At 43.7% G+C, this 11,292-nt stretch carries 11 protein-coding genes and 1 pseudogene; 6 read left to right on the forward strand and 6 right to left on the reverse strand.

Annotated elements, in window-relative coordinates:
• Window position 1: 1 nt before the first annotated feature.
• Window positions 2-394 (reverse strand): annotated as a pseudogene (locus JKP82_RS15065) (thiol-disulfide oxidoreductase DCC family protein); the annotation flags it as partial.
• Between the two features lie 150 nt (window positions 395-544).
• Here JKP82_RS15065 and msrA point away from each other — a divergent pair.
• Window positions 545-1,090 carry a peptide-methionine (S)-S-oxide reductase MsrA gene (gene msrA, locus JKP82_RS15070; RefSeq protein WP_218397665.1) on the forward strand — a complete coding sequence of 182 codons (546 nt, stop codon included), beginning with the start codon at window positions 545-547 and terminating at the stop codon, window positions 1,088-1,090.
• A 181-nt stretch (window positions 1,091-1,271) separates the two neighbouring features.
• On the opposite strand, the gene JKP82_RS15075 is transcribed toward msrA, so the two are convergent.
• Window positions 1,272-2,420, reverse strand: a complete 1,149-nt coding sequence (locus JKP82_RS15075; RefSeq protein WP_218397667.1) for a hypothetical protein — start codon at window positions 2,418-2,420, stop codon at window positions 1,272-1,274.
• A gap of 294 nt (window positions 2,421-2,714) precedes the next feature.
• Between JKP82_RS15075 and JKP82_RS15080 the strand changes: the two genes are divergently transcribed.
• From JKP82_RS15080 to JKP82_RS15095, 4 genes are all read left to right on the forward strand, one after another.
• Window positions 2,715-4,580: a metallophosphoesterase family protein gene (locus JKP82_RS15080; RefSeq protein ID WP_159534701.1), complete on the forward strand. Its 1,866-nt coding sequence runs from the start codon at window positions 2,715-2,717 to the stop codon at window positions 4,578-4,580.
• Window positions 4,581-4,601: 21 nt separating this feature from the next.
• Entirely contained in the window at window positions 4,602-5,141 is a 540-nt protein-coding gene (gene fldB / locus JKP82_RS15085; protein ID WP_218397669.1) for a flavodoxin FldB, read from the forward strand.
• Between the two features lie 2 nt (window positions 5,142-5,143).
• Window positions 5,144-5,929, forward strand: a complete 786-nt coding sequence (locus tag JKP82_RS15090; protein WP_159533290.1) for a CLCA_X family protein — start codon at window positions 5,144-5,146, stop codon at window positions 5,927-5,929.
• Window positions 5,930-6,069: 140 nt separating this feature from the next.
• Complete coding sequence (locus JKP82_RS15095; RefSeq protein WP_159533292.1) at window positions 6,070-6,477, forward strand: ExbD/TolR family protein; 408 nt, start codon at window positions 6,070-6,072, stop codon at window positions 6,475-6,477.
• A gap of 97 nt (window positions 6,478-6,574) precedes the next feature.
• Here JKP82_RS15095 and JKP82_RS15100 read toward each other — a convergent pair whose 3' ends face one another.
• From JKP82_RS15100 to JKP82_RS15110, 3 genes are read right to left on the reverse strand one after another with little or no spacing between them, the layout of a single operon-like run.
• Window positions 6,575-7,099 (reverse strand): YgjV family protein, encoded by a 525-nt coding sequence (locus JKP82_RS15100; protein WP_159533294.1) that lies wholly within the window; start codon window positions 7,097-7,099, stop codon window positions 6,575-6,577.
• Between the two features lie 15 nt (window positions 7,100-7,114).
• Window positions 7,115-7,831, reverse strand: coding sequence for a tRNA1(Val) (adenine(37)-N6)-methyltransferase (locus JKP82_RS15105; RefSeq protein WP_159533296.1), 717 nt, complete (start codon window positions 7,829-7,831; stop codon window positions 7,115-7,117).
• 47 nt (window positions 7,832-7,878) lie between these two features.
• Complete coding sequence (locus JKP82_RS15110) at window positions 7,879-8,499, reverse strand: NAD(P)H-binding protein (RefSeq protein ID WP_159533298.1); 621 nt, start codon at window positions 8,497-8,499, stop codon at window positions 7,879-7,881.
• A 72-nt stretch (window positions 8,500-8,571) separates the two neighbouring features.
• Between JKP82_RS15110 and JKP82_RS15115 the strand changes: the two genes are divergently transcribed.
• Window positions 8,572-10,779, forward strand: coding sequence for a S9 family peptidase (locus JKP82_RS15115; protein WP_159533300.1), 2,208 nt, complete (start codon window positions 8,572-8,574; stop codon window positions 10,777-10,779).
• 135 nt (window positions 10,780-10,914) lie between these two features.
• On the opposite strand, the gene JKP82_RS15120 is transcribed toward JKP82_RS15115, so the two are convergent.
• Window positions 10,915-11,289 (reverse strand): PH domain-containing protein, encoded by a 375-nt coding sequence (locus tag JKP82_RS15120; protein ID WP_218397671.1) that lies wholly within the window; start codon window positions 11,287-11,289, stop codon window positions 10,915-10,917.
• Window positions 11,290-11,292: the final 3 nt, after the last annotated feature.

The following is an 11,292-nucleotide window of genomic DNA, read 5'->3' on the forward strand; positions in this document are numbered from 1 at the left end:
ATTTTTGTTGCATATCAGCTGGTACACATCGGTCACAAGTACGCTTTTTACCGGTCAATAAATACGAAATGGTATAGCGGTGTTTAGCGAATTTAAGGTAACACCAATCGGCAATAATACGAATACCTGGCCAGCGCAGGGGGGCGTATAGCCAACCTACACCCACAGCTTTCCACGCCTGGTGGGTTACATCTAGCCCCGTAATCAGTGTACCATCGGGTAATACCCCGTGAATTCTGGCGTTGAGTGCATGCCAATCTAATTCAGGGTATTTAGCAGCAAACTCTGGAGTTTGAATATCAACAAGGGTTAATGCACCTTGCTTATCCCGTTTTTGTAAATGGCGCATTTCTGTTTTGCACAACGGGCAGTAGCCATCGTAAAAAATTATCAATGTAGTCACCTCTGACTTGGCGGTAGCTTTCTATGTTCTGGGCTTTTTATTTATTATGCTTTTATACGCTAAAAAAATGCACTTGGATGACTTGAGTTTAACCGCGCTCACACCCACACTGATGTCATACGTTTTTTCTGAGGTAACGCAATGGCAAATTTACAAGTAACCACCCTAGCAGGCGGGTGTTTTTGGTGTATTGAATCAGCATTTAATACTGTTGAAGGTGTTGAAAAAGCGGTATCTGGGTATGCAGGTGGCGAAGATCCCTTACCAACTTATGAATCGGTTTGTGGTGGCGGTACTGGTCACGCTGAAGTGGTTCAAGTTACCTATGATGCAGATAACATCAGTTATCGAGAGATATTAGAAATTTTCTTTGCACTGCACGATCCTACGCAATTGAACCGTCAAGGTAACGATGTGGGCACGCAATACCGTAGTGCGGTTTTCTATCATGACGACGCGCAAAAAGACGCAGCCAAGGCCATTATAGAAGAAATCACCACGGAAGAGATTTGGCCTGATCCGGTTGTCACCGAAGTAGTGCCGATTAATAACTACCATCAGGCTGAAGGCTACCATCAAGATTACTTTAAAAATAATCCGCAGAACCAATACTGTTCAATGGTAGTAGCACCTAAACTAGCAAAGTTTAAAAAGACATTTGCATCCCGTATACGCCCAGAAGCATAAGTAGCCTTATTAAGTATCGCTTGGTTTGAACAGCCTGACAAAAAGTGCGGTTGCAGCGTAAAATCTGCAACCGCATTTTTTATTTCTATCGATAGCCAATAAGTTTGAAGATCAGTACTTTTGAAACTCAATGCTTTCTAAAAACAAAGCTAATTAAACTTAGCGCGATTGCAGGTTAGTGCTACTGAAACCAAGCTCTATCTAGAGGCACTGAGAACAACAAGGGTGCCATAGCCTCATAACGCGCAGTTTCTGCCTCACATTTGATGTTCTTCAAGTAGTTCACTTTCCACGGGTCGTTAATTAGCCACAAGGTATCTTCTACCACAACGAGTCCTTCAATTGAGGCGTTATCCATTACATATTCGCCACAGTCGTTATCTGCATTCACGTTAAACTGCATGGAGATACGTTTAGTTTCAGCCTTACCAGCAACATCAATTACCCATACCTCGTTGTCATTTCGGGCAGCGGCTAATAAGTAACTATTACCGCTATCAGCGGCATTATAAAGTGCTAAACCATTGATAGGGTGACTACCCGCATCAAACGTAGGCACCGACAAATCAGGTTCATCTACCACAGCGAAATCAGCACTTTTCCAAAAGTCATCTGTCATGTTTAACGAGAAAATACGCGGCTGCCCCGCTTTGTCTTTCTCAAGACCTAAGTACAAGGTGCCATCTTTTGCCATGGCCATGCCCTCAATACCGTCGTTAGGAAAGTTACCCACTTCAAATTTGGTAGGAAACTGCAAAGGGCGAACATGGGTCATTGTCACAGTATTGTCTTCATCTCGCGCTAATCGAACCAATAAGGTGGGATAATCGGTCGAGCCCGTATCTTGATATTTCTTTTCGCAACGGGTAGAAAGCGCTCCTGTGCGGGTAGCATCTTCGGTTACGGTATAAATCACATTCGGGTTATGAGGATCGCTAGCAAGCGCTTCTAAATCTGGTGCATTGGTTAAATAGTCACTAAAACAACTTCTGCGCACGCGTGTGGCTAGTTTAAATGCATTACTTGATGTGGTCAGTGTTGCCGTTTCTTTATCAAGAAAGTGCAGTTTTCTTTGCTGCTCAAAGGCGGCACTACCATCTGCTATGGTGACTAATTGACCATTAATTTCAATTAGCCCCGAGGTTTGAGGGTCTTGCATTACCTCGCTGGTGTCGGTGGATATCCAGCGCCCAACAGAGGTTAAAACCGAACTTGTTGTGGCACTAGGTACTTCTTCGTTAAATGCGGCATCTTTGCTCTCGCTACAGCCTGCCATAACACTACTTAACGCGACAACAATACACGCGGCAACCGGCCAATTATTCAACATATCTTTCATTTCCTTCAACGTTAAGATGCCCCTATAACTCACGCCTAGCAAAAGCTGCAAGCACTAGCTTATAATTCTACTGCTCACCAAATCCACGATACCGGCTGCATTTTGACCTGCATTTTGAGCAGTTAGGCAGAAGCAAATTTATGGGCGAAAACCGTCACGAGTAAAGCCCATTAGGGTAAAAAATGTAAGCGAGTATATCTACCATACCGTTTAAAGCCAAAAAAGAGTAAGGTACATTTTTCTTCTTGTTGCTTTTGGTAGGAGCATATTATTTCTAAGCAGTGTATTCCTGCGGTGGTTGCGGGCCCAATCGTTAGGCGAGTCACACAAAGTGCGTGTCATATTTGGTTAGTCACGTCAGAGGCTAAGGCCCCAACATTTACGCTTTCACAAAATGATGCGAAGCTTGACGCAGAGGTGACAAGCACCTGCGTGCAAGTAGGTAAGCACGCCTTCATTCATTTATTATCTGCCACTGTAGATGAAAGCTTTACCGCTAATATACCCATTTACTACCAACTCACCTTTACAGCGACTGAATGCCAAGAAAAGTGGCAAAAAGAGCAAGCAGACTTACTTTATGCTAATCAAACTGCATTGAGCTTTTGCTGGACAAACAAGCCTGAAACCCTATTGCATGGCTCATGTCGAAAGCCTCATTTTGATGGAGATGACGCTCTAGCCCAAGTTGATAATTTACTCGATAATGCCATTGCATCAAATAGCCCTCGCCCTGATGTGCTTATGATGACAGGCGATCAGGTATACACCGATGATGTAGCCGGCCCTACTTTGCAAGCCATTCACCACGTCATTGCATTACTCGGGCTTTTTGAAGAGCCCCTTGAGGGCGCGGTTTTAGAAAATTCCGCAGAACTCCCTACTCACCTGCATGGTTTTTATGAACGTGAGCAGTTACTGCCTCAAACGGAGACGAATACCGCACTTTCATCACTCTTCTTTGGCGCCAAAAGAAAACCCATTTTCACCTCGGTGAATGCGCAAAATCACTTAATAAGCTGCGCCGAAGTGGTGGCCATGTATTTCTTGGTGTGGTCACCTGCCCTGTGGCGAAACGTGACTTTTCAAGTGAATGATATAGCCGCGCAACACAAACAGACCTTTGAAAAAGAACAACGCGCCATTGAAGGTTTTGTGAGCAAGTTGCCAAAAGTCCGTCGTGCACTGGCGCATATCCCCGTTTATATGATTTTTGACGACCACGATGTCACCGACGACTGGAATTTAACCCGGGGTTGGGAGCAAGAAGTTTATGGAAACCCTTTTTCTAAACGTATGATTGGTAATGCCCTTACCGGTTACCTACTTTGCCAAGGCTGGGGCAATGCGCCACAAAAATGCGCGCCGTTGATTGCTAAAGCCAGTGAAACCTTTACCGAAAGTGGCATGGTGAAACAAGATGAACTCATCGATCAATTGTTAGACTTTGAACATTGGAATTATCGCTTAGACACCACGCCCCCTATTGAGGTATTGGATACCCGAACCCGTCGTTGGCGCTCAGAATCAAGTATGAAAAAGCCGTCTGGCTTGATGGATTGGGAAGCCTTGTGCGACTTTCAGCATAATATTATTGGAAAGGATGCCGTGATAGTGGTGTCGGCCGCCCCTATCTATGGGGTGAAGTTTATAGAAGCCATTCAAAAGACTTTTACCTTCTTTGGCAAAGCACTGACTGTGGACGCCGAAAACTGGATGGCGCACAAAGGCACGGCGAATGTCATGCTGAACATTTTTCGACATTACAAAACGCCACCTGAATTTATTATCTTATCTGGTGATGTTCACTACTCGTTTGTATACGATGTACGACTACGCTTTCGTCGCAACAGCCCTCACATTACCCAATTTACCTGTAGCGGATTAAAGAACGCCTTTCCAGAAGGCTTAATTCGCTGGTTAGATAGGCTTAACCGTGTTTTCTACGGGCCAAAATCTGTGCTGAACGTGTTCACGCGGCGCAGAAATATGTCAGTCACCGCCAGAGAGCCATCATCAGGATACGGTGAGCTATATAACGGCTGCGCCATTGGTATATTACAAATTTCACAAAATAGTACAGTTGTTGGCTGCAAAGCTTTGTTGAGCAATGGTAAAGAGGTAGAATTCCCGCCCATAAAAGATAATTAGTGTGTACGGAAAGAGGTTTTCATGAGTGATAATGCGCTGTCGATTGGCTTATTCTACGGTTCAACAACCTGTTATACGGAAATGGCAGCGGAAAAAATTCAGGCACAATTGAATAGCTTTTTCGACGATAACATTGTAGATGTTCACAATATTAAAGATGTAAGTTTGAACAAAACTGCCGACTATGACGTTATTATCTTTGGTATTTCTACTTGGGACTTCGGTGAGCTGCAAGAAGATTGGGAGTCTCACTGGGAAGAAGCCCACCAGCTTAATTTGGAAGGTAAAATCGTAGCCTTATACGGCATGGGCGACCAACTTGGTTACGCTGATTGGTTTCAAGATGCCTTGGGTATGCTGCACGATGCTATCGCCCCTTCCAACTGCACTATTATTGGTTATTGGCCCAATGAGGGTTATGAGTTCACAGCGTCTAAAGCATTAACTGAAGACAAGTCACACTTTTTAGGCCTCTCGTTAGACGACGAGAACCAGTACGACAAATCAGATGAACGTATTGCTGCATGGTGTGAACAACTGCTTATATCGTTAGCGGGTTAGCTGTGACCCAAGGGCGCATACATCAAGACTTCTATCGTAATGGCCCAAGCCATAGAGATGGTGCCGATGTCACTTTTCAAGATATTCGCAAGCTGTTTAATTTTTCGAGTATCACCATTGGAAAATGGGTAACCGCTGATGAACAGCAAATAGCGGCCAACTTATTCTTCGACGCCTTGTATGATCTGGCCACCATTTTAAACGTGAACGAACAAGTGCTGTCTTTAAACGGCACATTATCGCTAGCCTTTGGCAGTGGTGGTCAAAAAGGCGCCAGCGCACATTATAACAGCGCTCGAAGACAGCTCGCATTGGCTAAGAATGCCGGCGCAGGCGCATTAGCTCATGAGTGGTTTCATGCGTTTGATCATTATATTGCACCCAAAATGTTTGCCGATGTAGGTGTGGGTAGCTTTGCCTCGCAAGCGTGGTTAGATAATGCCCAACTCAACCCCCATCCACTCAATGAAAAACTGAGTAAATGCTTCTCTTCGTTGTTTTTAGACAACAATAATCGACCTAACGATTATTTTGTACGATCTGTAGAGGCGGATCGCGCATTAAAAATCTATTATTACGCAATGCCACAAGAAATGGCCGCCAGAGCCTTTGAAGCCTGTGTTCAAGACCATTTGATCAAAAATGCATTCTTGGTTCAAGGCACAAAAAGATCAACTGAGGCTAGACTTGGCATTTATCCTCATGGTAATTTGCGTATAGCGCTCAATGAGTCGTTGATGTTGTATTTTTACCAATTAGGCGTCGCCATTTCCCACAAACAATCTTAAGTTTGTTGTTTTACGATGGAAACTGAGCAATTTTTCAGCAACAAGTGTTAACGAGCACGCTGTTTTGTACAAAACCCTGTTTATTTTTGTTACAGGCAGTATACTAAAGCGCTCGAACGTAACAGAAAAAAGAAGACGAGATGAAAAGAAAAAAGCATACCTCGGCCGAAGACGAGGCTCAGATTGATATGACCCCCATGTTGGACATCGTGTTCATCATGTTGATTTTCTTCATCGTAACGACCTCGTTCGTGAAAGAAAAAGGGTTAGATACAAACCGCCCAGAAGACAATGAGGCTAAGAATGATCAGCCTTCTAAAGCGCTTTCTATTCGTATAGATGCCGATGGCACTATCATGATGGGTGGCCGTGAAGTTGATATCCGCCGTGTTGTTGCAAACACACAAACTTTTTTAGCGGAAAACAACACTGATTCAGCAGCTATACAAGCTGATGAAGATACTGAACACGGTACAGTGGTAGAAGTAATGAACCAGGTTAAAGTAGCTGGTATCGCTAAAGTGTCGGTACTGGTCAAGAAAGGCTAGTTCTTTCGAAAGTTTTAAAAAGCCGCCTCTAGGGCGGCTTTTTCGTTTTTACTCGTCCACCGATTTATAGACTCCCCATCAATGTATTTGAAAAACTTCACTTCGACCTCCAACATTTATGATTGCTCTTTTTTCCATCACTTATCATCTTTGTCACAATACTAAATAAGTTACTGATATTAAAAACGGTACCAAAAATACTGCCTACTGAGAGGGCGTACATTAGCCCAAGTGTTTCGGCGAGCAAGAAATATCGCCTGATTTTGTCTGTTTCTCTTAAGACAATTGAGCCTATAGTAAAAATGAGGGATGACGCATAGGCGATAAAAATGTTCCAGTCATGGTGCAGAATAAACCACTCATACAGCATGAATAGGATATTGGCGGCCACGAAAATAAACAGTACCCATCGGCTACGATGCTTTATAGCGATAAAATTACGCAACCCCGCTAAACATGTACCCACGCCAGCTGCCATGGCATCAAGCATAAAAAAATGCACACTTAAGCTCAGTAAAGCAAAGGCAGAGATAAATAAATAGCGCTCTACACTATTTTGCCTATAACCAATAAAATTAAGTACGACGGCAATAGCACCGAACGCTTCAGCTACAATCAACATGCCAAACTACCTTTGTTAAAAGCGTAAATAGAAATCGCGGCAAAGCGCTTTAAAACGACTTGAGTAATCTCCGCTTTCATCTCTAATCACCAGATTGTCAATGTCGCTCTTTTTGTGTTGTTTACTCATACAAAATACCGTCACATAAGGGGGGCGTTGGTCATTGTGCTGCACTCTTAGAATACGATTTGTGACTAAGCCTATTTCAGCAGCTATGCCTATAATTTCACTCTCCCGAGCAAAAGGATAAAGGCAATAGAACTCACCAGTACTGGTAAGTTGCTCAGTAACAAATGAAAATAGATGCGCTGGGGTAAGTGAAACAGTTTGCCGAGCCTGTTCTCTAGTGTCACTTTGCGACTTGTAGGCATGACTATGGCCTTTTACATGCTCGAAATAGGGCGGATTAGACACGATAAAGTCGAACGCGTTATCCGCAGCTAAGTCCGACAACTTATTATGCTGCACTGTTATTTTTGTTGGCCAAGGTGAGGCAGCTACGTTTAACCTCGCTTGTGATGCAGCCTTTTCATCAATATCGATAGCGGTGATTTTGGCTGATGGCGCAGACGTTTGCGCCATCATTAGCGCGAGAATACCGGTGCCCGTGCCTATATCAAGAATATGGCTACTTTGATTGGGCTTGGCCCAACTGCCTAATATCATACTGTCGGTATTTACTTTCATAGCACAATTGGTTTGATTAACCACAAACTGCTTACAGCGAAACATGGTAGCTCTCTTTATATTTTTGTTTTCTAGGGCGTTGTGCTCTGGCACTACCACTTCTGCCTTGTCATCATGTTTCTTGCTACATCGACAGCATGCACTGGGCGGTATTTTTTTAACGGCCCTTGCATCAATATTTTCCAAACTGGTGCGGTTTTCTGTGCCACATCTTCAAGGGTGCGAAATTCGCTTCGCGTTCCCAACAGAAGTGAAGGACGTACTGCTGCCGCATGAGGAAGCTGTGGCATGCGCATTATCGCGTTTTCTAACTCGCCTTTCACCCGTAAATAAAAGTTACTGCTTTTTGCATCTGCTCCAACCGACGAGATCCATACAAAACTGCCGGTGCGCTGTGCACGAGTAAGTTGAGCAGCAACATGTACGTATTCAAAATCCACCCGTCTAAACGCCGACTTAGAGCCCGCTTGTTTAAGTGTGGTCCCTAAACAGCAATATACGTGATCGACACCGAAGTACCCTTGGTAGTCTTGCAGGTTATCAAAATCAATAACCACGGGTTTAAGCCTATTGTGTGGATCGGCGAATTGATTAGACTGTAGCGGCTTTCTTACCAAACAGGTCACTTCGCTATAGCGGCGGTCCTGTAAAAGTATGTTTACCAACGTTCGTCCCACTAATCCGGTCGCTCCTAGCACCATTGCGGTTTTCATACTTAGTACCTTGTATCCTAAGACAGTTTCTCTACAATCAACTATTCGACAGTTAAAAATATGCAGATAAAAATGAAAAAAGCCCTTTTAATAGGAGCCGCTATGCTCTCTACCGCTTTACAGGCCGAACCGCTCGATATTGAGCGTATTTTCGCTTCTCCTTCCCTTGATGGCAATGCGCCTCGTGCACTTAAAGTTTCTCCTGATGGAGAAAGAGTTACGTTTCTAAAAGGAAAACAGACCGATTATGAACGTCTCGATTTATGGGAATACCATATAGACAGTGGCGAAACTCGCCTTCTATTCGACTCAAATGACCTTCAAAGTGGCGAAGAAGTATTGAGCGACGAAGAAAAAGCCCGTCGCGAACGCATGCGTTTATCGGGTAGCGGTATTGTCAGCTATCAATGGTCTGCCGACGGAAAAGCCCTTCTATTCCCACTAGGTGGCGATGTGTATTACCACAAGCTTGGCGAGAAAGGTGCAAAGCAACTTCTTGATACCGACGTATTTGAAACTGATATTAAGCTATCTCCGAAAGGAAATTACATTTCTTTCATTCGCGACCAAAACTTGTATGTAAAACATATTGAGTCGGGAAAAGAAACGGCCATTACAAAGGAAGGTGGCGACAACATTAAATTTGGTATGGCCGAATTCGTTGCTCAAGAAGAAATGGGCAGAATGACCGGTTACTGGTGGTCACCAGATGAAAGCTTCATTGCATTTACCAAAGTAGATGAAAGCCCTGTAGACGTCATTTCGCGTTCTGAAATCTACGCAGATGACATTAAAACCATTGAACAGAAATACCCTAAAGCAGGCACCAACAATGTACTTGTTGAACTTGCTATTCAAAACATCAATAACGGTGCACGCAGATGGGTAGACTTAGGCGAAGACAAAGACATATACCTTGCCCGCGGTAAATGGATGCCTAACAGTGAAACCTTCACGTATCAGTGGCAAACTCGCGACCAACAGACTCTTGAGCTGCGAGCGTATAACGTTCCAACAGAAAAACAGGAAGTATTGTTAAGCGAAACCAGTAGTACGTGGGTTAACTTGCATAACGATTTATACTTTTTGTCTGACTCAGACCAGTTTATCTGGGCCTCTGAACGAGATGGCTTTAAGCACCTTTACCTTTACGAGAATAGCGGTAAGTTAGTGCGTCAATTAACTCAAGGCGATTGGGTGGTTGATAACATCGAAGCGGTTGATGCCAAGAACAACCGAATTTATTTCGCGGGTCGTAAAGATACACCGCTTGAAAGCCACGCCTATTCGGTATCGTTAAACGGTGGCGATATTTCACGTATTACCAACGAAGGCGCTTATCACAGTGTGTCGTTCAGTAAAGATGCCTCCATCTTTATCGACCGTTTCTCTACCATTAACTCACCTGCCCAAGTAAGTTTAAATGATGCTTCTGGCAAGCGTATTACATGGCTTGAAGAAAACAAAGTTGAAGAAGGCCACCCGTTACATGCCTATATGGATAGCTGGACGAAGCCTGAGTTTGGCGACATTACTACCAAAGACGGCGCCACCTTAAAGTACCGTATTTACAAACCTGAAAACCTTGAAAAGAAACACCCTGTTATTGTGTACCTTTACGGTGGTCCACATGCGCAAGTTGTGACGAATAGCTGGGCAGGTAATCGCGGGTTACTGATGCAACATTGGGTAGATAAAGGCTATGTGGTGTTTACCCTTGATAACAGAGGCTCCAATTACCGTGGCAAAGCATTTGAAGATCCTATTTACAAGAAGATGGGCTTTATAGAAGTTGACGACCAAGTAGCGGGTGTTGAGTTCTTACGAACCCTACCTTATGTAGATGCTAAACGTATTGGTGTTCATGGCCACAGTTATGGCGGTTACATGACGCTAATGACCATGTTTAAAGCGGGCGACTACTTCCAAGCAGGTGTGTCTGGTGCTCCAGTTACCGACTGGCGCCTGTACGATACGCATTACACTGAACGCTATATGGGCAACCCTAAAACTGATGACGATGCATACACAGCCTCTTCCGTATTCCCTTACGCGAAAGACTTAAAAGGTGACTTGCTTATTTATCACGGAATGGCTGACGATAACGTATTGTTCACCCACTCTACGATGCTATACAAGCACCTTCAAGATTTGGCAATTCCATTTGAAACCATGGATTACCCAGGTAAGAAGCACAGTATTCGTGGTAAGCAAACGGGTATCCACTTGTACAAAACCATTACTAACTTTTTCGACAGAAATTTAACGCCTGAGCAATAAGGTTTTAAATTTTAGGCTTTGAAAAAAGCTGAGAACGAAAAACGGCGATGCTTTTAAAGCACCGCCGTTTTTATTTATACTTCCCATTCTTTATGTCAAACCGCCGTGAAATCTAAGCCGGCAATAAGTATAGAATTATGCAAACACCTGATTGGCTAAGTTCTTCTGTACATCTTGCGCAGATGCTTTACTTAACTCAATTTCGATAGCGTCACCTTTACCTGATAACCATATTTTTAGTTCTGCATCGGTATCGAAGTGTCCTGCCGTTTCTACCACAAACTGCGTGATCGACTTATAAGGAATGGAATGGTAATTAACCTTTCTGCCCGTTAGCCCTTGCTTATCAATAAGAATTAAACGCTTATTGGTAAATACGCTTAAATCTCTTACTAGTTTAAATGCTGCGGTGACGGTTTCATTTTCAGCCAATATGGGTGAGAGTTCTTCATTTACCGCTTCAGCACTGGTTTCACTAGCGTTACCTAGCAAGGTGTCAAATAAGCCCATTTT

The sequence above is a fragment of the Alteromonas lipotrueae genome (genome assembly GCF_019249215.1).
GTDB lineage: Bacteria > Pseudomonadota > Gammaproteobacteria > Enterobacterales > Alteromonadaceae > Alteromonas > Alteromonas lipotrueae.

Excerpts from the sequence above, each read along its gene's own strand:
- msrA (WP_218397665.1), top strand. The coding sequence starts at position 545 with ATGGCAAATTTACAAGTAACCACCCTAGCAGGCGGGTGTTTTTGGTGT.
- JKP82_RS15075 (WP_218397667.1), bottom strand. The coding sequence starts at position 2,420 with ATGTTGAATAATTGGCCGGTTGCCGCGTGTATTGTTGTCGCGTTAAGT.
- fldB (WP_218397669.1), top strand. The coding sequence starts at position 4,602 with ATGAGTGATAATGCGCTGTCGATTGGCTTATTCTACGGTTCAACAACC.
- JKP82_RS15095 (WP_159533292.1), top strand. The coding sequence starts at position 6,070 with ATGAAAAGAAAAAAGCATACCTCGGCCGAAGACGAGGCTCAGATTGAT.
- JKP82_RS15100 (WP_159533294.1), bottom strand. The coding sequence starts at position 7,099 with ATGTTGATTGTAGCTGAAGCGTTCGGTGCTATTGCCGTCGTACTTAAT.
- JKP82_RS15105 (WP_159533296.1), bottom strand. The coding sequence starts at position 7,831 with ATGTTTCGCTGTAAGCAGTTTGTGGTTAATCAAACCAATTGTGCTATG.
- JKP82_RS15110 (WP_159533298.1), bottom strand. The coding sequence starts at position 8,499 with ATGAAAACCGCAATGGTGCTAGGAGCGACCGGATTAGTGGGACGAACG.
- JKP82_RS15115 (WP_159533300.1), top strand. The coding sequence starts at position 8,572 with ATGAAAAAAGCCCTTTTAATAGGAGCCGCTATGCTCTCTACCGCTTTA.
- JKP82_RS15120 (WP_218397671.1), bottom strand. The coding sequence starts at position 11,289 with ATGGGCTTATTTGACACCTTGCTAGGTAACGCTAGTGAAACCAGTGCT.